General features: G+C 66.3%; 19 protein-coding genes and 2 pseudogenes. 12 read left to right on the forward strand and 9 right to left on the reverse strand.

All coding sequences use genetic code 11. From position 1 onward, the window contains the following. The 3 genes and pseudogenes from AWC08_RS39920 to AWC08_RS34055 all read left to right on the forward strand — a co-directional run. Positions 1-533 (forward strand): annotated as a pseudogene (locus AWC08_RS39920) (PE family protein); the annotation flags it as partial. Between the two features lie 84 nt (positions 534-617). After that, a pseudogene (locus tag AWC08_RS39805) lies at positions 618-710 on the forward strand (PE family protein); the annotation flags it as partial. Between the two features lie 576 nt (positions 711-1286). Beyond that, the gene (locus AWC08_RS34055) at positions 1287-4037 is read left to right on the forward strand and encodes a glycoside hydrolase family 2 protein (RefSeq protein ID WP_082986192.1); all 2751 of its coding nucleotides are present in this window, start codon (positions 1287-1289) and stop codon (positions 4035-4037) included. 11 nt (positions 4038-4048) lie between these two features. On the opposite strand, the gene AWC08_RS34060 is transcribed toward AWC08_RS34055, so the two are convergent. Then, positions 4049-5266 (reverse strand): N-acetylmuramoyl-L-alanine amidase, encoded by a 1218-nt coding sequence (locus tag AWC08_RS34060; protein WP_256100539.1) that lies wholly within the window; start codon positions 5264-5266, stop codon positions 4049-4051. Between the two features lie 387 nt (positions 5267-5653). Here AWC08_RS34060 and AWC08_RS34065 point away from each other — a divergent pair, with 387 nt between their 5' ends. Next, entirely contained in the window at positions 5654-6094 is a 441-nt protein-coding gene (locus AWC08_RS34065) for a hypothetical protein (protein WP_065132945.1), read from the forward strand. Positions 6095-6268: 174 nt separating this feature from the next. Then, a complete protein-coding gene (locus tag AWC08_RS36115) occupies positions 6269-6592 on the forward strand; it encodes a hypothetical protein (protein WP_142283972.1) in 324 nt (107 codons plus the stop codon). A 24-nt stretch (positions 6593-6616) separates the two neighbouring features. Here the strand turns inward: AWC08_RS36115 and AWC08_RS34070 are convergent, their stop codons facing one another. From AWC08_RS34070 to AWC08_RS34085, 4 genes are all read right to left on the reverse strand, one after another. Next, the gene (locus tag AWC08_RS34070; RefSeq protein WP_232008041.1) at positions 6617-7663 is read right to left on the reverse strand and encodes a TolB-like translocation protein; all 1047 of its coding nucleotides are present in this window, start codon (positions 7661-7663) and stop codon (positions 6617-6619) included. A gap of 110 nt (positions 7664-7773) precedes the next feature. Then, a complete protein-coding gene (locus tag AWC08_RS34075; RefSeq protein ID WP_069434678.1) occupies positions 7774-8439 on the reverse strand; it encodes a hypothetical protein in 666 nt (221 codons plus the stop codon). 81 nt (positions 8440-8520) lie between these two features. Beyond that, on the reverse strand, positions 8521-9450 hold the full coding sequence (locus tag AWC08_RS34080) for a DUF389 domain-containing protein (protein WP_065132942.1): 930 nt from the start codon (positions 9448-9450) through the stop codon (positions 8521-8523). A 45-nt stretch (positions 9451-9495) separates the two neighbouring features. Further along, the gene (locus AWC08_RS34085; RefSeq protein WP_065132941.1) at positions 9496-9984 is read right to left on the reverse strand and encodes a glutathione peroxidase; all 489 of its coding nucleotides are present in this window, start codon (positions 9982-9984) and stop codon (positions 9496-9498) included. Positions 9985-10063: 79 nt separating this feature from the next. Here AWC08_RS34085 and AWC08_RS34090 point away from each other — a divergent pair, with 79 nt between their 5' ends. Continuing rightward, entirely contained in the window at positions 10064-10459 is a 396-nt protein-coding gene (locus AWC08_RS34090; protein ID WP_069434677.1) for a VOC family protein, read from the forward strand. Here the strand turns inward: AWC08_RS34090 and AWC08_RS34095 are convergent. Then, on the reverse strand, positions 10438-11109 hold the full coding sequence (locus AWC08_RS34095; protein ID WP_069434676.1) for a helix-turn-helix domain-containing protein: 672 nt from the start codon (positions 11107-11109) through the stop codon (positions 10438-10440). The two genes, AWC08_RS34090 and AWC08_RS34095, sit on opposite strands and share 22 nt — an antisense overlap. A gap of 74 nt (positions 11110-11183) precedes the next feature. Here AWC08_RS34095 and AWC08_RS34100 point away from each other — a divergent pair, with 74 nt between their 5' ends. Both AWC08_RS34100 and AWC08_RS39325 read left to right on the forward strand, forming a co-directional pair. Further along, entirely contained in the window at positions 11184-12140 is a 957-nt protein-coding gene (locus AWC08_RS34100) for an NAD(P)H-dependent flavin oxidoreductase (protein ID WP_069434686.1), read from the forward strand. A gap of 373 nt (positions 12141-12513) precedes the next feature. Then, positions 12514-13827: a PE family protein gene (locus tag AWC08_RS39325; RefSeq protein WP_069434675.1), complete on the forward strand. Its 1314-nt coding sequence runs from the start codon at positions 12514-12516 to the stop codon at positions 13825-13827. Between the two features lie 31 nt (positions 13828-13858). Here AWC08_RS39325 and mddA read toward each other — a convergent pair whose 3' ends face one another. Both mddA and AWC08_RS34115 read right to left on the reverse strand, forming a co-directional pair. Beyond that, the gene (gene mddA / locus AWC08_RS34110; protein WP_232008040.1) at positions 13859-14569 is read right to left on the reverse strand and encodes a methanethiol S-methyltransferase; all 711 of its coding nucleotides are present in this window, start codon (positions 14567-14569) and stop codon (positions 13859-13861) included. Positions 14570-14688: 119 nt separating this feature from the next. Continuing rightward, positions 14689-16062, reverse strand: coding sequence for an FAD-binding oxidoreductase (locus tag AWC08_RS34115; protein ID WP_085088812.1), 1374 nt, complete (start codon positions 16060-16062; stop codon positions 14689-14691). Between the two features lie 154 nt (positions 16063-16216). On the opposite strand from AWC08_RS34115, the gene AWC08_RS39330 reads away from it, so the two are divergent. Beyond that, positions 16217-19120, forward strand: a complete 2904-nt coding sequence (locus tag AWC08_RS39330; protein ID WP_065132934.1) for an ATP-binding protein — start codon at positions 16217-16219, stop codon at positions 19118-19120. Between the two features lie 3 nt (positions 19121-19123). On the opposite strand, the gene AWC08_RS34125 is transcribed toward AWC08_RS39330, so the two are convergent. Then, positions 19124-19393, reverse strand: a complete 270-nt coding sequence (locus AWC08_RS34125) for a DUF4242 domain-containing protein (protein WP_065132933.1) — start codon at positions 19391-19393, stop codon at positions 19124-19126. Positions 19394-19493: 100 nt separating this feature from the next. Between AWC08_RS34125 and AWC08_RS34130 the strand changes: the two genes are divergently transcribed. The 3 genes from AWC08_RS34130 to AWC08_RS34140 all read left to right on the forward strand — a co-directional run bounded on the left by AWC08_RS34130 (position 19494) and on the right by AWC08_RS34140 (position 23909). Next, the gene (locus AWC08_RS34130; RefSeq protein ID WP_065132932.1) at positions 19494-20384 is read left to right on the forward strand and encodes a TPM domain-containing protein; all 891 of its coding nucleotides are present in this window, start codon (positions 19494-19496) and stop codon (positions 20382-20384) included. 335 nt (positions 20385-20719) lie between these two features. Beyond that, positions 20720-22000 (forward strand): cation:proton antiporter, encoded by a 1281-nt coding sequence (locus AWC08_RS34135; protein WP_065132931.1) that lies wholly within the window; start codon positions 20720-20722, stop codon positions 21998-22000. A 145-nt stretch (positions 22001-22145) separates the two neighbouring features. Then, entirely contained in the window at positions 22146-23909 is a 1764-nt protein-coding gene (locus AWC08_RS34140; protein WP_065132954.1) for an NAD(P)/FAD-dependent oxidoreductase, read from the forward strand. Positions 23910-23986 lie beyond the last annotated feature (77 nt).

The raw sequence follows: 23986 nt of genomic DNA on the forward strand, positions 1-23986 counted from the left end.
ACGGCGCTCCGGGGACGGGCCAGAACGGTGGTGCCGGCGGATGGTTGATCGGCAACGGCGGGGCCGGTGGGGCGGGTGGCAACGCCGGCATGTTCAGCTTCGGCGATGGCGGCGCCGGTGGCGCCGGCGGGGAAGGACTCAACAACGGCCAGACCGCCGGCGGGGTGGGCGGTGCCGGTGGCAACGCCGGCCTGCTCACCGGCAACGGTGGCGCCGGCGGCGCCGGCGGCTTGGGGCGCACCGCGGGCGGCACCGGTGGCGCCGGCGGCAACGCCGGCCAGCTGTTCGGCTCCGGCGGTGCCGGCGGCAGCGGTGGGGCCGCTGTCACCACCGGCGGAGCCGGCGGGGCCGGAGGCAAGTCCGGGGTGTTCGGCACCGGGGGCGCCGGCGGCAGCGGTGGGGCCGGGGTCACGACCGGCGGAGCCGGCGGGGCCGGCGGCAACGGTGTGCTGATAGGAAACGGCGGCAACGCCGGCAGCGGCGGAACGGGCGGGGTGACCGCGGGCAAGACCGGAATAGGCGGCATCGGTGGGCAGCTGTTGGGCGCCGACGGCTTCAACGCACCTCTGAGCACCAACCCGGTGCACGTCCTGCAACAAGATGTGCTCAACATCGTCAATCAGCCCGTCCAGGCACTGACCGGGCGTCCGCTGATCGGCAACGGCGCCAACGGGACGCCGGGCACCGGAGCGGCCGGCGGAGACGGCGGCTGGCTGTTCGGCAATGGCGGCAACGGCGCGCACGGCGCGACCAACACCGCCGCCGGTGGGCACGGCGGGGCCGGCGGCAGCACCACCCAACAGGGCGGCGCCGGAGGCGCCGGTGGCAACGCCGGTCTCCTGGCCGGCTCGGGCGGCGCCGGCGGAGCCGGCGGGTCCGGTGCCAACGCCAACGGCAACGGCACCGGCGGTGCCGGCGGAAACGGCGGAAAGTCCGGTGTCTCCGGCAGCGGCGGCGACGGCGGGGCCGGCGGATTCGGAGCCACCACCGCGGGCAAGGGCGGCAACGGCGGCAACGCACTACTCGTCGGCGACGGCGGCAACGGCGGCAACGCCGGCAAGGCCGGCGGCACAGCGGGCACCGGCGGAACCGGCGGACTGCTCCTCGGCAACAACGGAACCAACGGGAAGGCGTAGCCGTGCGGGTGGTCGGCCGAAGCCCGAAGCTGGCTGACTTCTGGGCCTTACCCGGATTTCGTATCGCCCCCGCCGACCCAAGCTGTTGGCGTCGGCAGAAGGGCGACGGCATGATGAGCCGAACGCCGGATTCGAGGAGCCAGGACCAGCATGCGCAAGGCCGCCGTCAAGATCGTGATCTTGTTGGCGCTGACGTCTCTGTCGTTATGTGCCGCGGCGCGTGCACCACTAACGACCAACGCTCCGTCTGCCGCACCGGAACACCTTGAATTGTCGAACAATTGGACGCTGTCGGAGGCCGAGACGGTCAAGGCGGACGGCGACGCCCTGTCCTCGCCGGACTATTACTCCGCTGCGGAGTACCGGATTCGCCGCATGCCGGCCACCGTGCTGGAGATACTCCGCGAGAACGGTGTCTACCGAGATCTGTACGTAGGAAAGAACCTTCGCGATCACGTGCCGCAGGACCTCTATCGACACGACTGGTGGTACCGCACCCAGTTCACCGCACCGGCGGGCCGCCAGACCTACCTGTTGGAATTCCCCGGCATCAATTACCGGGGCGACATCTGGTTGAACGGCCGCAGGGTGGCGGGCGGCGACCAGGTCGTCGGGATGTACGCGGCTCATCGATTCGACGTGACGCCGCTGATCCGGGCGGGTCAGCCCAATGTTCTGGCGGTGAAAGTCACTCCGGAGCGTGCCCTGCAGGACATCGACGGCGTCGAGTTGGCCGACAGCTGGAACGACTGGATCAACTGGGACTACCTCGGCCTGCCCTCACCCGACCGTGATCCGGACCGGCGGGGAACGTCCTTCGTTCCCGACCGCAACGCCGGCATCTGGAAGCCGGTGTACCTGCATGCGCTGGGAGGCGTGGGAATCGGTTCGGCAACGGTCAATTCAGAGCTACCGCTGCCACGCACAGACAGCGCCCGGATCACGATCCGAGCCGACGTGCACAACTACACCACCGGACGCGCGCGCGGCGTTCTACGCGCCACCATCACACGTCCCGACCAGTCCTCGGTCTACGCCGAGCAGGCGGTCGCCCTGGCGCCTGGTGAGGATCGCCAGCTCACCCTGGCACCGGAATCGTTCCCGCAGTTGAGCTTTCAGCATCCCGACCTCTGGTGGCCCTACACCATGGGTCGGCCGAATCTGCACGGTCTTCGGCTCGAGTTCCGGGTGGACAATCGGCCAAGCGATGCCAAGGAATTGCGCTTCGGTATCCGGACCGTCACCCAGCACCGTGCCGAAGGTATCTCGGGCGACGGCGGGGATTTCTTCCTGGAAGTCAACGGCAAGAACTTCCCGATCCGCGGAGCGGCCTACACGCCCGATCTGCTCTTCAGGTACGACCCCGACCGGGAAACCGCAATCCTGCGGTACGCGAAGGACATCGGTCTCAACATGCTGCGGCTCGAGGGCAAACTGGCCAGTGAACATCTCGTCGAAGAGGCCGACGAGATGGGCATTCCGCTCATGGCCGGCTGGATGTGCTGCAACCAGTGGGAGAAATGGGAGCAGTGGGACGCCGAAGACGACCGGGTGGCGATGGCCAGCCTGCGTTCGCAGATCCAGGTGCTCCGACCACATGCGTCGGTGTTCATCTGGGCAAACGGCAGCGACGGTTTGCCGCCACCGGCCATCCGCGCCCGCTACCGGTCCATTCTCGATGAGTTGCATTGGCAGAACGCCACTGTCGACACCGCCTCCCTGCAGACGCGCGATGGCGACGGCATCGCGCAATGGGACGGAATCGACATGGCGGGGCCCTACACGTGGCGACCCCCTACCTATTGGTTCAGCCACCGATACGGTGCTACCTGGGGGGCATCCGCCGAACAGGGCAGCAATGAACAGATCCCCCCGTACGCCAGCCTGCGGAAGTTCATCCCGCCGGACAGACTGTGGCCCATCAACGACACCTGGTATTTCCACGCCGGCGGGCAGCCCAAGAATGCCGCGTTACTCAGTGCCCAGCGATCGATCGGCATGCGCTACGGACCGTCCGACAATGCCGAGATATTCGCCGCCAAAGCGCAATTGGCCCAGTACGAGGCCGCGCGGGCGCAGTTCGAGGCATTCGCCGCCGCCGGATGGGACAGCCACAAGATGACCATTTACTGGATGCTGAACAGTCATTGGCCGTCATTCTTCGGGCAGCTGTTCGATTACTACCTGCGCCCCGGCGGTGCATATTTCGGAGCCAAAAAAGGCCTACGGCGGCTTTCGGTGGTCTTCGACTCCTACGCCGGTGGCACCGGCAGCCCGGGGCGCGTCAGCGTCGTCAATCAGACGCAGCACCAAGAGGACGACCTCCGCGCTCGTGTCCGTGTCTACGACCTGCAGGGAACGCTGCAGGCCGATCAAACTTCAAGGCGCATAGATCTATCCGCGGGCGACGCCGTGGAAGCCATGACGCTACCGCACGGCATCGCCAGGACGCCGGTCTTCTTCGTTCGATGTCAGTTGACCCGCGGATCCGGTGAGGTGCTTGCCGAGAACGTCTATTGGCAGTCTCAACAGCCCGACGACGTGGGCGATCCGGATAATGACCGAGCCTTCGACTCGACGCAAGCGAGCTGGGCGGACATGACCGCCTTGCACTCGATGCCGCCCGTGCCGCTGGATGTCACGGCACACGCGACCGACGGGCACGTGGTCATCCGGCTACGCAACCCGACCGACAAGGTCGCGTTCTTCGAACGGGCCGAAATCGTGTCGTTGCGGGACGGCGACGAGATCCTGCCGGTCGAGTACGACGACAACTATCTGACCGTGTTTCCCGGAGAGACCGCCGAGATCCGCGGAACCGTCGCAGAGCAGGGCCCCTCAGCGCACTGGGTCCGGGTGACCGGACACAACACGTCGACGGTCACCGTCCCCGTTTCGTAACGCCCCGCGGGTCAAACCCGGTTGCGCGCAGGGGAAAACCGCTCCAGTTGCACTGGTGGTCCGTCCGCCGACGGCGGTGGCACCAGAGCAGCGACACCGTCGATCACACTGGAGACCGTCCGGCTCCGACGGTCCTGATTCAGCGTGCCGTGCTGGAAATTCTGGGCGATCCACTCAGGTTCTTGGATCTCGGCGCTGGTCGGCAGCCCTAAAGCGCTGTGTTCGTAGCCCAGTGCACCCCAGGCGGCGTAGATGGAGCCGGTGACAGGCTGGGCTCCGGTTACCGCTGACCAGTACATCGCGCCCTTGTCGAAGATGACGTATCGCGTGGTGCCCGCCCCTTGCGATTCCGGCGATCTCGGTGCCCCCAGTGCGCTGTTCATACCACCCATCGCCTGCCACCGGTCATAGATGGCAGTCCCTTCCAGCGACTGCGCCAGATCCGAGGCGCTCGGGCGCCGACTGAACTGGGCAGCAACGTCGCGAATCTGGTTCATCAGCACGTATCCCAGCTTGCCCGGGCAATCGGTGTCGCTGACGTCGCGATGGGCGAAAATGCTCGGCAAGCTCACAACGGCGCCGCGCGGGACGCGGGTGTAGGGCCCGCCGTCCGACGTCAACGCGGTACTGCCGCGGGGGTCGACGCCGTCCATGGCCAGCCGCCACCCGAGTAATCTCCCCGTCGTGCGCACCTGAACCGGCGTGGGGCCCACCGCATCGAACTCGCCGATCATGCACACGGCCCACGTGTTGCGGTTGAACCCACCGGTATGAGTGCCCTGAACCGGCCTGGCCAGTCCGCCGAACCGGCCCTCGAATACCTGCCCGTACTTGTCGACGAGGGCGTTGTAGGCGATGTCCGGCCAGCTCAGGTTGCGGGTGTGGTAGGCGTAGATCGACCGCACGATTGCCGCAGAATCCTGCGGTGCATACTCGTTGACGGTGGCGGTATGGTGCACGACTGCGGCCTTGATTCCGTTGTCATACACCGGGGCTCGGCTGCGAAGCGACTCGTCGGCGCCCCATTGCGCGCGGCTGATGACGTTGGGTGCCTGGCCGGGAGCTTCGACCGCCGCAACCAGGACGGGATCGGCTCCCGCATTCGGAGGTGCGGTCAGGCCCGATGCGACGGCTCCCAAGCCCAGCGCAACCGGTGCCGCCGCAACGTATTTCAACACATTGCGGCGGGAAACAGCGGGTGTCGCTGAGCACCCGCACGATAACGGCACGGCAACACCGTACTCGCGTCGGCGGAATTTCCACCGCGACCCGCCGCAACGGATGTCGTTTCAACACAGCGGATTCGCGGCACCGCCGACAGGATTTCAACGTGTGCCACACCCATCCGCGAAAATCCTGGTCGGCCAACGTATGTCAGGACAGCAAATCCGTAATCCGTTGGCGAATAAGCGGCTTCACGATTTCGCTGAAAGGACTCTGGCTTCGCTCAGCGGCTCGCCGTCGGCGGTGGGCTGGTCCCGGAACGCCGGTGAGCGCCGGTTGGGCGAGGTCTTGGCTGGAACACCCATCGGAAAAAGGGAGTCCCCAACGTCGCCGTCATTGTGCTATAGCAAATCTGTCGGGTAACGGCGGCAGCACTGGGAGAGGACCGGACCATGATGGTTGTTTCACGAGGCATCGTCTCAGCCGCCGTGCTCGCCGGATGGCTGACTGTCGGGTCAGCCGCTACCGCCTCGGCCGCTCCGGCGATGAGCGGCCACTACGTCTCGAGTGTGACCTCGACATCCGGGGAGGTCACAAGCAGCGACTGGTACTTCACGCCATGCGGTGACGGATGCGCATCGGTGTCCGGCACACCCGGTGGGCCCCCCTTCGGGGAGGCGCGGATGTTCGACGGGCAATGGACACTGGCGTGGCACTCTGACGCATTTTGTCCGTCGGGCACGCGGGTTCCGGGGGCGTACGCCAGCTATGCCACTTGGGATCCCAACACTTTGACCGGCAAGAATGAATCGGGCATCACGAAGCCGATTTGCGGCTCCGACAAGGGGTTGCCGCGGGTCATCCAGCATTTGGAGCTCACGCAAGTGGGATAGTGCTCGTCTGCTCGCCGCGGACCTCGTAAGGGCACCCCTGCGGCCAGTGGCCGGCAGAGCGCCCGTCCTCTCCAGCGTTGACCTGGTCCTACCGTGAGAAAACCAGAATTTCGCAAGCACGCCTTTGTACGGTGCTACTACAACGCTGACACCTACCGAAAAGGAGAACTCGACATGCAGCGAATCATTGCAGGAGCAGTGCTCTCGGGCGCGCTCGGCTTGGCAACGCTGGGGCTCGGCGCAGGGAGCGCGCAAGCCGACCCGGGGACGGGCATCTGTAACCAATTGGCGATGTGCAGCCGCATTTGGTGCCCCGGCAGTCCGCTGCCTATGCCGGACGTGGTCTGGGACATGAATACGTGCCACCACTACTACGGCGGCAGCCTCGGACATCCGGGAACCGAGGGCGGCATTCAGGTTGGCGCGCACATTCTCGAGGGAGACCCATCCCCGGCGAATACCTGCAATGGATCGCCCATCTGCTTGCCCGGCCTGTGACAGGCGGCACGCGATAGCCGGTGCTCACCTGGGCGACCAGGCGAACGCGTCCACACCCGTGTCGATCTGCCTGGGTGACCGATTGTCCACATCGGTCACCACCAGGTGTCGGTCCGAATCCACATACGCGACAACGTCTCCGGGTCCCCAAGCCGGACCTGGGCTGTCCGTAGCGACCTTGCCGACCGTCGTGCGGGCCACCGACGAGTGCGCATCGACAACTTTGAGGCTCTTGGATGATCCGTTCGCGCTCGTTTCGGTGAATGCGACGGCGCCCGACGAGAGTGCCGCGATGTCGCCGTAGAGCGTCTGTCCTTTGATCAGCAGTGCCGCCGCGCCCGGCGGATCGGCGGGTGTGCCGCCGGGAGTGGCGATCGAGTAGATGCCGCCGTCGCGCAGCGCGAATGCAATGCCGTCGAACAGCTCACCGGTCGCGTCCCCGTTGGCGAACCAGATCGCCTGGCCTGCAACGTCATAGGTGACGGAGAAAGCGTTGGTGCCTTTCGCGACCGGAACCGAGGCGGCGCCGACGGTGAGCACGTTGACGTCGACGGGGGAGACGTCGCTGCGACCGCCCGTCCAGGCGATGTGCCGGCCGTCGGGTGCCCACGCGTAGTGGTCGTCGGCGAACATTGGTTGTCGGTGCTCTACGGTCCGACCGGTTGTGGCATCGGCGACGAGGAGCAGTCCGCCGCCCTCGCCGGCCTCCAGGAAGGCGATCCGGTCTCCGCTGGGCGACCAGCGCGGGCGCACGATGGTCGAAACGCCGCCCGATGCCGGGTTGCTCACACCTGGCGGCAGCGCGCCCGGATCCACGAGTCGCCGCGGCGCGCCCACGGGTGCCAGCAGTGGCGACAGATCCAGAACCCACAACTCGCCGCCGTAGTCGGAGGCGTTCGCCTTGTGGATGTATGCCACATGCGTGAGGTCGGGGGAAGGTGCCGGCTCGCTGTCTGCCGGTCCGTCGGTGAGCTTGCGGCCCGGCGTGCCGGCCGGGTCGCTGAGGTAGAGCGAACCGGCTTTCGAATAGAAGAGTGCGGTCTGGCCGCTCCGAGAAGTGCTGGGTGTCAAGGGCTTTGATGGAGCCGGCGGGGGAGTGGACGTACAGGCGGCGACGGCCAGGACAAGGACCCATGCGGCGAGCGCCAGGCGTCGGTGATGTCCGGAATACCCCCAACCGGTCATCCCGGCGAGCGCCCTTGATAGGTCCCGTCGACGTACTCGTCGCAGTGGTCTTGGAAGCAGCAGTTCGAGTAGTAGATTCCGGCGTCGCCATGCCAGGCGGTGTACTTGCCCCCCGAGGCTGCGCAGTCGCTCTCGATCTGCTGTGCTCTCACCCAGTTGAACAGGCTGGCCGGATAGGCTTGGCCTTGATACCCGACATATGCCACACCCAGGAAGTGGTCGGCGTTGCGCGTCCACGCCACGGCTCCGTCTTTGGCTTGCCAATCGGCGCCGGTGCCCCGGCCACATGCGATGAAGCCGTACTGTTTGCCGTCCGATCCGAGCACCGCTGCCGGGTCAGACGATTGTTTTCCAGGGCATGTCGCGGGTGCCCACGTCGGGCTCTTCAGCCCGGCGGTGAAGGCGTCATACATTCCGTTGTAGTCGCGATACAGCGTGTAGGTCGCGTACGTCGGGCCGTCGGGTACCGAGTTGTCCTGGCACTCGACGGCGGCCAATGCGACCTTCGAAGTGGCCGGCTTGCAAGAGTCGCTGCTGTAGCCCGAAGGCAGCATCCTCATCAGGTCGGCCAAGGGATCTGCGCTGGCTCGCGGAGCTGCGCCAAGGGCGGTGGTCACCAGGAGGGTCGCAGCAAGAGGCAGTGCGCGAAGCATGAAGCTCATGTTCGGCCTGTCACTGTCGTAGCGACAGGGACTTTCTGCCCTACTTCGCCGGCCAATCCGGCGCACCGGGCTAAGGGCGTCTCAGCGGCGCTTGGCCCGATGCCGTGAACTGGTCCGGAGATGGACCCAGAGCACGAAAACCCCGGCCAGGACGATGCCCGTCAGGTTCACCAGGAGCTGCATGGCGGACTGCTGGGCGACCTGCCAGTCGCCCATGGTGGCGGCGACCACCGCGAACCCAGCGGCCGGAACCGTCGTCACCGAAATGAAAACACCAACCAGCGCAGCGGATTTCGCGGATACCAGCGAGAGCATCCCCGCCGCACCGGCGAACATCGCGACCACGAACGACAACGGGCCGACCTGAAAGATGAAGTCGACTTGATTCAGCTGTCGGAGGGTGCCCAGCTTGATCCAGCCCACCGCCTCACCGCCCAGCACCGCGATCGCGGTGACCAGCATCGCCACCGGAAAACCGACCAGCAATGCCAGGGCCGCCCGCCGGGCGAGGTAACGCCGGCGTCGCACGACCGCTACCGCGAGCGCGGCCAGCGGACCGAACTCCGGCCCGACCACCATGGCGCCGACCACCGTCACCGGCGAATCCGTCACGACGCCGACCGCCGCGATGAGACAGGCCAGTGTCAGGAACGTCAGGAAGGTGGCGTTCAGCGTGGACTCTTCCCGAGACCGCTCGGCCAGTTCGTCCCAGACGACCGCGTCGGCGGGGTCGCCTTCGGCCTCGTTCTCGGCGCGATATGCCGCCGTCGACACCACCGTGTCGACCACGTCGAGGGTGATCGCACCGCGACGTTTGAGGCCGAGCGCCTTGAGTTCGTCGATGACGTCGTTGGCGCTTTCGCGGGCGATGTCCGCGGTGATCTCGTCACCCGGTGGTTCCAGTGCGGCCTTGCGGTGCACGACGATATGGGTCACCCCCACCTCGCGGCGCAGGACTTCGAGGACCGAATCGCTCGACTCGGTCGGCGCGATCACCCGCAGATGGAGCATTCATCGCACATTAGCGGCAAGCCCGGTCGGGCCGGCGGACGCCGCCTATCGGGCCAGCAGGGCTTCGATGGCGCTGATGACCTCCGGAGCGTCCGGCTCGGTCCGGGGCCGAAACCGATTGACCACGTCCCCGTCCGGTGCCACCAGGAACTTCTCGAAGTTCCACTGGATGTCGCCGGCCTTGCCGTCGGCGTCTGCGGCCTTGGTCAGCTCGGCGTAGAGCGGATGGCGGTTGTCGCCATTGACGTCGGTTTTCGCCAGCAGCGGGAACGTCACTCCGTAGGTGGTCGAGCAGAACGTCTGGATCTCTTCGGCCGTGCCCGGTTCCTGGCCCATGAACTGATTACACGGGACACCAATGACCGTCAGGCCTCGGTCTGCGTAGTCCTTCGCCAGCTTCTCCAGCGCCGAGTACTGCGGAGTCAGGCCGCACTTGGAGGCGACGTTCACGACAAGCGTTGCGCCGTCTGACAATTGGGCCAGCGTGGCCGGTTTGCCGTCCAGGGTGGTCAGGGCGATGTCTTTGAGGGTCACCCCGCTGACGCTAGCACCGGGGCGTGTCTGTCCGATTTGTTCATGACGGCCACGGCTGCCGCGATCTAACGTCGCGCCCATGGACAACCAACTCGTTTCCGTTGCCACCGAAATCGTGGCCAGTGACCTGCCGCGCACGCTGGAGTTCTACCGCCTGGTGGGTCTGGCGATCCCCGACACCGATGCTTCGCACGTCGAGGTACCACTACCCGGCGGGAGCCGCCTGTTGTTCGACACCGAAGAGACGATCGCCAGCTTTCATCCCGGCTGGACGTCGCCGGCGTCCTGCGGACGGGTCACGCTCGCATTCGGCCTGGCCACGCCCGCAGAAGTCGACGCCCTCTTCGGCCGGCTCGCGAAGGCTGGTCATCCCGCGGTCCTGAAACCCTTCGACGCGCCGTGGGGGCAACGCTATGCCACGGTCACCGACCCGGACGGCACCTCGGTCGACCTTTACGCCCCGTTGCCGAGCTGACTGACGCTCACCCCGGCCAGGTCACGCACCTGCCGCGACAGGTGCGACTGGTCGGCATACCCGGCCAGGGCCGCGGTATCAGCGGCGGACATGCCGGCATCGAGCAACCGCAACGCCGTGCGGAATCGCAGAATTCGGCGCAGGGTGGCCGGGCCGTAGCCATACACCGCGACGCACTGTCGCTGCAAACTCCTTGTCGACCAACCATTTTCATCAGCTACCGATTGAACTGCCGCTCCGCAGCCCAGCCGTTCGGTGATGTGGCGCAGAACGGCGGGTCGCCACGGGGCGGTCTCGGCGGAAGTTTCCCGGGTCAACAGCCGGCCGGTAAGCGAAAGTAACGGACCGCCACTGATCTCAGGGCGCAACACTTGCAGGTCGACCCGTGCGTTGCGCAGTTCAGCGGCCGGGATCCCTAGCAGCCTCGGTAACACACCCGGGCGGAAGCGGATTCCCTTCGCGACGGCGCAGCTTTGATCGGTGATGAACGCGGTGGTGTCCGGCCCGGCCACCAGTACCCGGTCGTCCATCTCGATGAGGTCCATGCACCCGTCGGGCAGCACCCGCGCCCGCCGCGGCGCGTCGCTGACCCACATGCACTCCACCAGCTCCCGCAGCGGCCCGGGAGCCGGCAGCTCGCGATAGCTCACCCCATCCAGCCTATCGACGGCAGCGCATAACGCGATAAAGCCGCGGAAGCGCCGGGGTCGGTAGCCTGGTGGCGATGCCCGCCGTCTTCGATCTGCGCCGAATGGAGGTGCCGGTCGTTCAGGCCGGGATGGGCGCCGTCGCCGGCCACGAACTTGCGGCGGCAGTTTCGGAGGCGGGGGCTCTGGGAACGATCGCCGGCGCGCGTGCCCGAATCGCCGATGAGGTGGCGGCCGCACGCCGGCTCACCGGACGACCGGTGGCGGTGAATCTGCTGTTGCCGTTCGTGCGTCCGGGCGACGTGGAGGCGGCCGCTGCCGCCGATGTGATCGTGACGTTCTGGGGCGTTCCGCGTCGGCTTACCGCGACCACCTGGCTTCACCAGTGCGGGTCCGTCGAGGAGGCGAAAGCGGCCGCGGCCGCGGGCGCCGACGGTGTCATCGCACAGGGAGTTGAGGCCGGCGGCCACGTCCGCGGGACGACCCCGGCGCTCGAACTGCTCGAGCAGGTGCGCAGGGCGGTCGACATCCCGGTCCTGGTGGCCGGCGGAATCGTCGACGCCCAAGGCGTGCGCGAGGCGCTGGACGCCGGAGCGGCCGCCGCCGTCGTCGGCACTCGCTTCCTGCTCAGCGAGGAATGCCGCGCGCACCCGGCGTACAAGAGGCGCTGCCTACAGGCCAGCGAGACCGTGCTGACCGAACTGTTCGGCTTGGGCTGGCCGGACGCGCCGCACCGGGTGATCCCCAACGCTGCCACCCGCCGCTGGCTCGGCGACGACGCCCGCGGGCCGCGCTGGATCCGCGCCGGTAACCGCATGATGTCTCGTCTCGTCAACGCGATGCCGGCCGCGGCCCAGGATCGTGCCGTCAGGGCGCTCGCGCCCTCGTGGCTGCCCTATGCGATCGCCCAACCGCCCACCGACGACGGACCCGCCGAATTGGTCGACGGGCGTCCGCTCTATGCGGGTGCGAATGTCGGGCGCATCGACGACATCCGCGGGGCCGCGGATCTCGTCAGGGCGCTCACCCCGTAAGTACGCGCGAGCGACGTTATGCCGCTGCGTCATCTGGATGAGCGGCGACCGTCCGGCTTGCGGGAGGGTGGCGTCGTCTGGATGTTGTTGTGTCAGTACGTTCGGATTCTTCGCCGTCACCGGCATCGCATTTCGGTGCCAGCTGGAACCTCGAACCGTGGCGACCATCGGCGGCTGTCACGATGATCGCCGCTGCACCCGGCAGATCGAGCATCCACTCCACACTCGCGGCGCGCTGTCAGCATGGGGGTGCGGCGTCCTTTGATTGCGCACGAAACTACTCGCTGCCTATTTCGCCTCGCGGTACGATCTGGCCCGAAGTCGTTGGACGACGACCCCTACGAGAACTGGTTCAGCAACGGGGGAGTGGGCTATGCCGCACGTCAACGTTACGCCGCACGCGCTGAATGCGGCCGCTAATGACCTGGCCGCGATCAGCTCCAACGTGCACGGGGCCAACAAGGCTGCGGCCTCGCCGACCACAGGTCTGTCGCCTGCGGGTGCCGATCCCGTGTCGGCGCTCATCGCCGGACTCTTCACCCAACACGCGCAGTCCTATCAGGCCGTCGGCGCCCACGCGGCGACGTTCCACGACAAGTTTGTTGAGATCATGCGCGAAGGCGCGGGATCGTATACCAATACCGAAGCCGCCAACGCGTTGCCGATTGAGCATCTGCGTGACGCCGTCAGCACGGCCGCCCAGAGTCCGACGGGGCGCGGCCTGATTGACGGCGCCAATAGGGCGGTCACTGCCGGAAAGGATGCCGCTGGGCATTTGTTCGGCAACGACGGCACCGGCAGCGGTGGGTGGGGCGTCGCCGGCCAGGGCGGCGGGAACAGTGCGAATCCGGGGCTTCCCGGCGCCGCCGCCAACGGTTCCGGGTCGGCCGGCGCAAGCGGCGGTTCCAATGCCGGTCCGGCCGCTGCCGTCGGAGGCGCACACGGCGGCAACGGCGGCGCCGCCCCGCCGGGTGGTGTGCAGGGCACTGGCGGCGACTTAGGCGGGCACGGCACGACCACCGGGTCTGGCGGTGGGACTCAGCCAGGTGGCGGCGGCTCGACCGGAGGCGCCGGCGGCAGTGGCGGCAGTGGCGGCGGCAGTGCCGACTCCGGTCCCGGTACTGCCGGGGGCAGTAGCGTATCGCCACCGGGATGGGCCGGCGGTGCGGGCGCCGGCCCCTATTACGGCGGGGCTGCGGCAGGCATCGGCCCCGCTGGATGGCCATTCGGCGGCGGTCCGTTGGGAGCCGGTCCGGCTTGGACGGCCGGATTCAGCGGCGACTCCGGTGCCGTGTCCGGTATGGCTACTCCTGCTGGGGCGGCGGCCTCGATGCCATCGACGGCACCCGCCGCCGCTGAACCTGCGCTCCCAACGGCCAGTAGGGCTGCAGCGATGCCGCTGGGCCAGATGGCGCCACAGGGCAACTCGGTGCGTGCGGACCCCGCGGCACACCCTGCCGGTCCCGATGCCGACAAGTCGCTGCTGATCGTTCCGCTACCACGCCTGCGTCTTCGGGGGTTGCGGGAACGGTTACGGGCGCGTTCGGAGCTTCGGGACGGAAGTGACTCCGAGCTGCGGGCTGGAAGCGAATTCTTCCAACGCTCACGTGAAGCTCAGTTCACCCAGCTGAGCAGCCGAGACCAACTTTTGCAAGCTCTCGGACTTCGGGTGCCGGCCTACGAGTGATCGCGTCGGCTTCGCTGAGGCTCAGGTGTTCTCAGCGCCAGGGACGTGGAATCAGCATGGGCACGCGTCGCTGGTAACGCCGGTATTGCTCACCAAGCGCCGCCACCAGATCCCGCTCTTCGAACTGCACCGCGACCACTATGTAAACCGTGAAGGCCGCGGCGAACAGCACATGTCCCGCCGTCATGGTCGGGGCCGCCCAGAAGGCGATCACGAATCCCAGCATCAGCGGATGCCGCACCAGGCGGTAGAGCAGTACGACGCGAAAGCCCTTCTGCACGAGCGGCTTCGACAGCAGGTTGTGCAGCACCTGCCGAAGCCCGAAAAGCTCGAAGTGATCGATCATGAACGTCGACGCGAGCGCGATCAGCCAGCCGAGAGCACCGACCGAGTACACCACCATCCGCGCCAACGTGGAATCGACCTGCCAGACGATGGTGCCGATCGAGCGCCACTGCCAGAACAACAGCACGAAGACCGCGCTGGACACCAGCACGTAAGTGCTGCGCTCGATGGGCGCGGGTACCAATCGGGTCCACCATCGTTTGAAGGCGGGTCGCGCCATCACGCTGTGCTGCATCGCGAACAGCAACAGCAGGCCGAGATCGATCGGCACCGCCTGCGCAACGGGTCCGTCGATGGCGCGGTCGACGCTGCGTGGTACCGCGACATCAACCACGAAACCCACCAGGTACAAGAAGACTCCGAGGAATGCGGCGTAGCTGATGACACCATAGAGCAATGCAAGCAGGCGAAGGGGTGTCGCGGGGGCAGCCGTCGGAGTGTGGCTGCGCACCGGGCACCCGGTAGCCTTATCGTCAACACTGACAGGGTATTTCGGGATGTTGTTCATGGCGCCGTTCACCTCGCGGGGACGATGTTCTGATTGACACGGAACGTGTTGTCGGGGTCGTATTCCGCCTTGATCTCGGTGAGCCGGCGGTAGTTCGGCCCGTAGGTGGCGCGGACCCGGTCCTGACCTTCCTCCATCATGAAGTTGATATAGGCGCCGCCCGCGGAATACGGATGAGTGGCCGCCCAGTAGTCCGCCGTAAACTGCTTCAGGGCAGGGCCGTTCGCCGGATCGGGATCGACACCGACGATGACTTGCGAGAAGTTCACGTCGCGGTAGGCCCACGCTGTCTCGGTCTGCCCGACTCGGTGCACGGCCCCATCAATCGGGTACAGGTGCATCGCGGAGTGCATCGTCGGCAGTTCTTCGGCGAACCGGGCGTGCGCCTGCACGGCGCCGTCGTCGATCGTCCGGAAGAAGTCGCCGCGCCAGTACCACTGCAGCCCTTTGGGATACAACCCGTCGAACGTCGACTGTAGCGCCGGGTACGGGGCTTCACCGACAGCGTCGAAGGCCGGCTTCATCAGCCGGACAGGCGCGAACACCTCCTCGGCTCGCGCCGGATCACCGGTATAGCACCAGACGACAGAGCAGGCCTTCTGCAAGTGGAACTCCGGCGGGAAGGGATCGCCTGGCGGCACGGTCATCGTCGCGAAAAAGCCGTACAGGTCGTCGTCTTGAGCGGGAATGAAGTCGCGGAACCAGCTCAGGATGTCGGCGGTGGCGGCGGCCGGCCACGCGGTCGGACCGCAGATCACCGACTGCACCGGATGCAGCCGGAACATGAACGCGGTGACCACGCCGAAGTTGCCGCCGCCGCCGCGCAACGCCCAGAAGAGATCGGGGTGCTGCGACTCGGAGGCGGTGACCACCCGCCCGTCGGCCAGCACCACCTCGGCTGCCAGCAGGTTATCGATGGTCAGGCCGTACTTGCGCGACAGATAGCCGTGGCCGCCGCCCAGCGTCAGCCCACCGACTCCCGTTGTGGCGATGACGCCCGAGGGCGTCGCCAACCCGTATGCGTGGGTGGCGGAGTCCACCCGGCCCCACGTCGCGCCGCCCTGCACCCACACGGTGCGGGCGTCGGCGTCGACCTCGATGCGGTCCATCGGCGACAGGTCGATCACGATCCCGTGGTCGACGGCTCCGAAGCCGGGGCCGCTGTGGCCGCCTCCGCGGACCGCGACGGGCAGGCCGGTGGTGCGCGCGTGGGCGAGCACCGCAGCGACGTCGCCGGCCGATGCGCACCGGACGATCATGGCGGGCCGCTTGTCGATCATGGCGTTGTAGAGCGAACGGGCATCGTCGTACCCCGGGTCATCCGGGAGAATCACCCTCCCGTTCAACGACTCTGGGACCCTGACCGCGCTCGCAGCAGACATCTCGCCACCTTCCGTCGGGTTTGGAATCGATGTGGAGACGCTACGTCGCCGCGACGCCGCACCGCATGACCACAACGAAGCATTTCGCTGAGCGTCCGTGAATGGTCAGATCTGACTATCGACTCGGTGGCCGCGGTGCCGTTACGTTGGGCACATGGCGCAGTGGGTGCCACCACGGCTTCCGGCCGAGGTCGTCGTACGTCGCCGCGGATCGTTCGTGGGCCGTGCCGGTGAACTTGCGGCGCTGGAAAAGGCGTGGGAGCGGGTCGAAAGCGGCGATCGCCAAGCAATCTTCGTCGGCGGTGAGCCCGGGGCGGGCAAGTCTCGGCTGGTCGCCGAGATCGCCGGTTCCCTGGCAGACCACGGAGTCGCCGTCCTTCTCGGCAGCTGTACTGCCGATGCCGGCGTGCCCTACGAACCGTTCGCCGAGGCGCTCGACCGCCTGCTGTCGGCAAGTCCTGCCGGATCTTTCGCGGAACCGTTGGTCGATGCGGGACCTCAACTGAGCCGGTTGTCGTCGCACGTGCAGCGGCATACGTCCGGCTCGCCGATCACCGACCACGCGGCGACCGGCCGGCGGCTACTCCTGGATGCGCTGACCGGGTTCTTGCGGCGGTTGGCGGCGGACCGCCCCATTGCGCTGATCCTCGAAGACCTGCATTGGGCGCAGCTCCCGACGCTGGCCATGCTCGAACACGTGCTGGCCGGTTGCGCCGACGCACGCATGCTGGTGGTCGCGACATTCCGCACCACCGCGCCGGAGCGCTCCGATGAGCTGCTGACCCGAATGGCAGAAATGCATCGGTTCGATGGTGTGCGCCGCCTGGATCTGGACGGCCTCGACACCGAGTCGATCGCTGAATTCGTATGTCACACAGAACAATTGTCCCGGTCAGCGCTGCGCACCGCGGCGGCCCTGCTGCGCGACAAGACCGGTGGCAACCCGTTCTTCCTGACCGAGCTCTGTAAAGACCTGGAAAGACGAGGCGGCGTCGCTGCGCTGAGCTCACACCAATCCGTCCCCAGTTCCATCGGCGACGCCATTGCCGGGCGGCTGGCCGGACTGGGGGCTGGTGTGCGGGGGATCGTCGAGCAAGCCGCGGTGCTGGGCGAGACGTTCGACCTGCCGGCGCTGATCGCTGCCAGTGAAGCCGATTTGGCGGTGACGCTGGCGGCTGTCGATTCCGCCGAGGGCGTGGGCTTGATCAGGGCGGTGCAGGGATCCGACGGGGAATTCGCGTTCGTGCATGCGCTGACCCGCGAAGCCGTGATCGCCCGCATGGCGGCGTCACGGCTGCGGATTCTGCACGCCCGCGCCGCGGCAGCGCTCGAGGAACGCGCCGACCCTTCGGTGATCCCACGCGTGGCCAATCACTACCTGCTGGCCCACGTGCTCGGCTATCACGAGCAGGCCCTGCGCTACGCGCGGGAGGCGGCCCGCATCGCCGAGCACAGTCTGGCCTATGAGGACGCCGCGACGTGGTACGAACGCGCCTCCTCGCTGCCTGAACTCGGCCGCACCGAACGGGCCAGGTTGCGGCTCAGATCCGCCGCGAATCACGTCCGGGCCGGAGACTTCGCGCGCGCCCGCGGCATGTACGAGAACATCAGCGCGACCGATGATGCCTTGGTGCGACTCGAGGCGGCCATCGGTTACGAGGACGCGAATTGGCGTCCCGGACTGGCTGATTCGAAGGCGGCCGATCTGCTGGCCGCAGCGCTGGAATCATGCGGCCTGGACGCCGAGGACCCACGCTACGTGCAGGCGCTGGGCAGTTTCGGCCGCGCGCTGGCTTTTGCCGGTGAGACGAAGCGGGCCCGAGAAGTCAGCAGCCTCGCGATCGAACACGCACGCGTGGGGGATGATCCGGCGGTGCTTCTGCACGCCTTGGAAACAAGTCTCTGGCACGGTCTCACGCCGGACATGTGCGAACAACAGTTGGACCGGTCGACCGAATTGTCACGAATGGCGCTGTCGCGGCGGGACTACGAGGCGCTGGGCTCCGCTTCGCACTTCCGCGCGCTGGCCAGTTATCAAGCAGGCCGCCCGGACGACCTCTCCGCAGCGACGGGCGACATGGAGCGCGCCGGCCAGACCTCCGGACAACCTTTCTTCAGCTTCGTCGGCGCCTGTGCCCAAGGCGGCTTGGCCTACCTGCGCGGTGACTTCGACGATGCCGAGCGGTGGGCGGAGATCGCCGTGCGCACCGGCGGATTGTTCGGCAGCGACACGACGGAAGGCTCCTACGGAGTCCAGATGTTCATGATCCGGCGCGAGACCGGCGCCCTCAAGCGATTCAGCGGATTCGTCGACGGCAGTGAAACTTTCGCCGGCCGCTGGCTGCCCGGACTGCTGGCCCTGTATACCGAGTTGGACTGCGAGCGGGGCATGAACCGCGCTCTGAATCATTTGCTCAGCCGCAACCTCGGGGTACGGACCGAGGCGGCGCGGTGGCCGATGGAATTGATCTTCATGGTGGAAGCGGCGCTGGCGTTGGGGAACCGGGAAGCGGTCCATGCGCTACGCCCATTCGTCGCATGCTACGAAGGCAAGAACGTCATGGCGGGACAGTTCGTCGCGCTGTTCGGGAGTGCGGACCGATACCTCGCGCGGATGGCGGCGCTCAACGGCGAAACCGACGCTGCCGAAGCGTATTTCAACTCAGCGCTGGAGATGGATCGGAGGATGGGTTCGGTGGTGCACATCGCCGAGACGCTCGCCCGACGTGCGCTGTTCGCGCTCGCGCAGGGTCATACCGAGAAGGCCGGGCAGTGGGCCGACGAGGCGCGCGCCATCGCCGCGCCGATCGGGCAGACGCGCGTCGTCGACCTCATGGACCTGCTGATGACGCCGAACGGTCCGGACGGCCTGACCGAGCGAGAGGTCGAGGTGTTGCGACTGCTGGCCGAGGGCCTGAGCAACCGGGCGATCGGTGAACGTCTTTACATCAGCTCGAACACGGCCGCCAACCATGTCCGCAGCATCCTGCTCAAGACTGGCGCGGCCAACCGCACCCAGGCGGCGATGTACGCCGCCGATCACGAATTGCTCAGCTAGCGATCAAATCTCGGTCATCGCTCCGGTCGGCATCACCCGGCCGGAGACCTCGACGATCACATCTGCCGGCAGGCCGGCCCGCACCGCCGCGGACCTGATCGCCTCCGGCGTCGGCGCCTCATACAGGCAGTAGGTCTTGCGCTTGTCCGCGGACAAGAACGAGTACAGCCAGCGAACGCCCTCCTGGTCGTTGATCCGAGTGATGCCATCGGCGGCTTCCAGGCTCGGTTCCAACTCCTCGGCGTAATTCCGTTCGACCATGAATATCGGCACCGCGTCTCCTTCGCTTGCGGTCGAACCCCCCGCCACGGCCGCCGAATATAGGGCCGTGCTTTCTCAAGATAGCCCGCTCGCGGCGGGCTACATTACCCGCATGCGCATTGTTCGCCTGGTCGGTGTCGTCCTGTCGGTCCTCGCGGCGAGTTTGCTGCTGGCAATCCCCGCGAGCGCGCAGCCGCCGTCCAAGCTCACCGACCACATCACCGACACCACCGGAGCCTTGACGGATTCGGGGCGGGCAGCGGTCAGCTCGGCGGTCGATCGGCTCTACCGCGATAAGCACCTACAGCTGTGGGTGGTCTACGTCGACAACTTCTCCCGGTTCAAGCCCGAAAACTGGGCGACCCAAACCCGCAGCGCCACCGGGATGGGCGAGCACGACGCCCTACTGGCGGTGGCCATCAACACCAAGCTCTACACCTTCACCGCGCCGGGGATCGCGGCAGACGAAATGAGCAGTCTGCAGAGCACCCGCATCGAGCCGGCGGTGAACGCCAAAGACTGGAGCGGTGCTGCTGTCGCCGCGGCCGACGGGTTGAACAAGACGGCAAACTCGTCGAAGCGGATCTGGCTTGTCATCGCGATCGGTGTCGGCGCGGTGGTGCTCGTGTTGGTGGGTTTCCTGCTCTACCGCAGGCACCGCCGGCGGCGCGCCGCGCGGGCGATGGAAGCCGGCGACGCCGGGGCGAGTATCGACGGGCCCCGCGATCCGGCGGGGCGCGCATTGTCCACCGCGGAGGCCAGAGTGCGCCAGATCTCCGACTACGCCGCTAAGTACCGTCAGAGCGTCGGGTCCGAGGCCAAGTCCCGGCTCGACGAGGCGAAACGGCATTTGGCGGCCGCGCACGGCTGCTCGTCCGGTAACCAACGCGACGCCATCGCATACGCCAACCAGGCCTCGAAGCTGGCCGCGCAGGCACAGACGCTGGCAAACGCAGACGTCCAGGCAGCGCACCGCGCGCGCAGCTCTCGAAGCGCCCGCTGATCAGCTGCCTGGGGGCCGACCTGCGCGAGCGGCAGCGGGTGCGAATTATCCGGTGAGATAACGCTTTCCGACATACCGGTCGGCGTCGCGTCATTACGCCGCTGGCACTGCAGGTCCCCGCGGGAGTATCCGCTCGACAGACGATTCAAGGCGCGCGCCTGACGGCGGGGAAGCGCACCGAAGCGAGCGCTCTTCGGTTGCTTACCGTAGCCTCAACCCAGATGGCTCGATGCCCGAAGTTCCATGCTCCCGGACAACGGAGTCGAAACCAGGTGCCTGACACTGGTTTCGGTGCGCGGGACTCCGACAGCACCCCGAACCCGAGGACCTGATCTATGCCCGCCACAACCGCTATCCACTTCTTCCTCGAATTGGCCGTCATTCTGGGAGCCTGCCGTCTGGTAGGGCTGCTGGCCCGCCGCGTCGGCCAGCCGCAAGTCGTGGGCGAGATGATCGCCGGCGTCCTTCTCGGGCCGTCCCTGCTGGGCCGAATCGCGCCGGGTATACAACACCACTTATTTCCGCCGGGACAATCAAACACGGTGCTCTACACCATGGCGCAAATCGGCTTGGTGCTTTACATGTTCCTCATCGGTCTCAATTTCGACGCCAACCTCATCAAACATCGCGCCGGCACTGCCGTCGCCGTCTCGGCCGCGGGCATATTCGCACCGCTCGCGCTCGGATCGCTCCTCGCTATGCCCTTGCTGGCGCGGGGAATTTATTTCGACAAAAGCGTCACCCTCGTCATGGCCATGATGTTTTTGGGGGCATCAATCGCAACCACCGCTTTTCCGATGCTGGCCCGCATCATCTTCGAACAGCGCCTGTCCGGAACACCGTTAGGGACCCTGGCGCTGGCCTGCGGCGCTGCCGACGATGCGCTCTCCTGGTGCCTGCTGGCCGTGGTGCTCGCCATCCACCGCGGAAATCCCGCCCTGGCTGCCACGGCGATAATCGGCGGAATCCTGTACAGCGTGCTACTCGTGACGATCGGACGAAAGGCGCTTACTGTGCTGGGCACGATTCCCGAGCGGCGCAAGACGATCACCGCGCCCGTGCTGAGCACCGTCCTGATTCTGCTCATGGCATGCGCCTGGTTCACCGACACGATCGGCATCTATGCGATATTCGGCGCCTTTATCCTCGGCGTCGCGATGCCGTCGGGTTTTTTCGCACAAGAACTCACCACCAGGCTGGAACCACTGGTGACCACATTCCTGCTGCCACTGTTTTTCGTCTATTCGGGACTTAACACGCAGATCGGCCTGCTCAACAGCCCGGCGTTGTGGGCAGTGACATTGGGCATACTGGTCGTGTCGATCGCGGGAAAAGGTGTCGCGTGCACAGTGGCCGCCCGGTTGAACAAGGTCCCGCTCCGGGAATCGATCGCATTGGGATCATTGATGAATGCCCGAGGACTGATTGAGCTCATCCTGCTCAACATAGGTCTGCAGGCAGGGATTATCACACCGACGCTCTTCACCATTCTGGTCTTGGTCGCCATCGTCACAACCCTGATGGCCACGCCCATATTCGAATTCGTCTACGGGCGGCACCGCGTCGACGAGCCGAGCGTCCCCCCGGAGCACGCGACGACGCCGACGGAGGGCTAGTCCGGCCACGGATGTGGCCCGGCCCCGGTACCTCGGCCCCGGACGGCCGGCTCGACTTGCCCGCGAACCGGAGCCTGATTTCGTGTAACCTACTTAACTATTAAGGAACTTCGCCAAACGCACTTGCGAAGGGGGACGAGTGGACGTGCGAGCGCAGCTGTCGCAACTGAGCTCGGAGGCACGGGGGGCGCTGGCGCAGAAGATCAAGAATCAGCTGTCAGACAGCGGCACGAGTGCGCCGGAATACGACGTGGCCATCATCGGAGGCGGCGTCGCGGCGCTGACGCTAGCCCTGGAAATTCTCCGCGCGCGGCCGCAGACGCGGCTGCTCGTCGTCGAACCGAACCCCTATCCCGCTCCCGAGATCACCCACACGGTCGGTGAATCGACGGTCGAGATTTCCGCGCAGTACCTCCGCGACCGCCTCGGCCTGGCTGACCATTTGAACACGGCGCAGATCCGCAAAATGGGTCTGCGAATGTTCTTCTCCCACGACGGCAACACCGATATCGCCAGACGAATGGAACTTGGCAGTTCGTCGTTCACGGCTCAGGTGACCTATCAGATCGACCGCGGCAGGTTGGAGAACGAACTGACCCGACGCTGCCTTTCGGCGGGCGTCAGCATTGTTTCCGGCCGGGTCAGGTCCGTCGAATTTGGTCACGGAAATCGTCCCCATTCCCTTTCCATACAGGATGGCGAAGCCATTATCCACAAGACCGCTCGTTGGGTTGCCGACGCGTCGGGGCGAAATCGGGCGTTGCCCCGGCAATTGGAGCTGAGGCGGCCCAACGAGCACAACTGCAACGCCGTGTGGCTGCGCGTCGCGGCGGAGATAGATGTCGGTCAGTGGAGTGACGAGCCCAATTGGCAAGCGCGCCTCATCGAAGGCGACCGGGCGATGTCGACCAATCACCTGATGGGCGAGGGCTATTGGGTCTGGCTTATCCGGCTTGCCTCCGGAGCCACCAGCGTCGGCATTGTCGCCGACCCTGCATTCCACGCGTTCACCGATTTCAACACGCCGGCCAAAGCCAAAAACTGGCTACGCGAACACGAGCCGCAATGCGCCGCGGTATTGGCCGATATCGACCACCTGATCAAAGACTTCCGGGTGATGAAGAACTACAGTCACGGCGCCACCCAGGTGTATGACGGCCGCAACCGCTGGTGCGTCACCGGCGACGCCGGAATCTTCCTCGATCCGCTCTATTCGTCGGGACTCGACCTCGTCGCGATCGGCAACGGGCTCATCACCGACATGATCGTCCGCGAACTCGACGGTGAGGATGTCGTGGGGCGGGCCGGAATAAGTGATTCGCTGTTTCGTTCACTCACCGAAATGTGGCTTGCCATCTATTGCAACCAGTACATTCTGATGGGATCGCCGGCCGTCATGGCCGCCAAAGTGATCTGGGACATCGCATTTTACTGGGGATTTCTGGGTCTGCTCTACAGCAATGACCGATTTGTCAGTGTCGCTGACGATCCCGGGGTGGTACCCCATCTGGAGGGACTCATCGCGCTCAGCAACCGGATGCAACAGTTCTTCCGGGAGTGGGCGGCAGTCGAGGACCTGCGTCCATGCGGGGGCTTTGTCGACTTGTACGCCCCGCTGAACTTCATGGTGACGCTGCACAAGGCCATGATGGGACGCGCCGCCGATTTCACCGCTCAGTTCGACGCGAACGCGCTGCTACTTCGGCAGATAGCAGGCCAATTGGCCGAGACGGTAGTTGCGGAGAAACGCGAGAGGTTTTCCGATGACGAGGTCATGCGGCAGGTCCAGGCGTGGCAACGGGATTCCTTCCTGCAAGAACTCCGCGCGATCTACCGCCGGGAGCAGGCGACCAATCCGATCAACGACGAGTGGATTGTCAGCACCACGGCCGCGCTCGAATTCAGTTGACCCTGTTCGACATTCACCTCACAGACGGGCCCGTCCTCGCGCGGAACCGGCTGAACCCAGCAGCCTCGGCGGATCAC

The sequence above is a fragment of the Mycobacterium gordonae genome (assembly GCF_002101675.1).
GTDB lineage: Bacteria > Actinomycetota > Actinomycetes > Mycobacteriales > Mycobacteriaceae > Mycobacterium > Mycobacterium gordonae.

Excerpts from the sequence above, each read along its gene's own strand:
- AWC08_RS34055 (WP_082986192.1), top strand. The coding sequence starts at position 1,287 with ATGCGCAAGGCCGCCGTCAAGATCGTGATCTTGTTGGCGCTGACGTCT.
- AWC08_RS34065 (WP_065132945.1), top strand. The coding sequence starts at position 5,654 with ATGATGGTTGTTTCACGAGGCATCGTCTCAGCCGCCGTGCTCGCCGGA.
- AWC08_RS36115 (WP_142283972.1), top strand. The coding sequence starts at position 6,269 with ATGCAGCGAATCATTGCAGGAGCAGTGCTCTCGGGCGCGCTCGGCTTG.
- AWC08_RS34075 (WP_069434678.1), bottom strand. The coding sequence starts at position 8,439 with ATGAGCTTCATGCTTCGCGCACTGCCTCTTGCTGCGACCCTCCTGGTG.
- AWC08_RS34080 (WP_065132942.1), bottom strand. The coding sequence starts at position 9,450 with ATGCTCCATCTGCGGGTGATCGCGCCGACCGAGTCGAGCGATTCGGTC.
- AWC08_RS34090 (WP_069434677.1), top strand. The coding sequence starts at position 10,064 with ATGGACAACCAACTCGTTTCCGTTGCCACCGAAATCGTGGCCAGTGAC.
- AWC08_RS34100 (WP_069434686.1), top strand. The coding sequence starts at position 11,184 with ATGCCCGCCGTCTTCGATCTGCGCCGAATGGAGGTGCCGGTCGTTCAG.
- AWC08_RS39325 (WP_069434675.1), top strand. The coding sequence starts at position 12,514 with ATGCCGCACGTCAACGTTACGCCGCACGCGCTGAATGCGGCCGCTAAT.
- AWC08_RS34115 (WP_085088812.1), bottom strand. The coding sequence starts at position 16,062 with ATGTCTGCTGCGAGCGCGGTCAGGGTCCCAGAGTCGTTGAACGGGAGG.
- AWC08_RS39330 (WP_065132934.1), top strand. The coding sequence starts at position 16,217 with ATGGCGCAGTGGGTGCCACCACGGCTTCCGGCCGAGGTCGTCGTACGT.
- AWC08_RS34130 (WP_065132932.1), top strand. The coding sequence starts at position 19,494 with ATGCGCATTGTTCGCCTGGTCGGTGTCGTCCTGTCGGTCCTCGCGGCG.
- AWC08_RS34135 (WP_065132931.1), top strand. The coding sequence starts at position 20,720 with ATGCCCGCCACAACCGCTATCCACTTCTTCCTCGAATTGGCCGTCATT.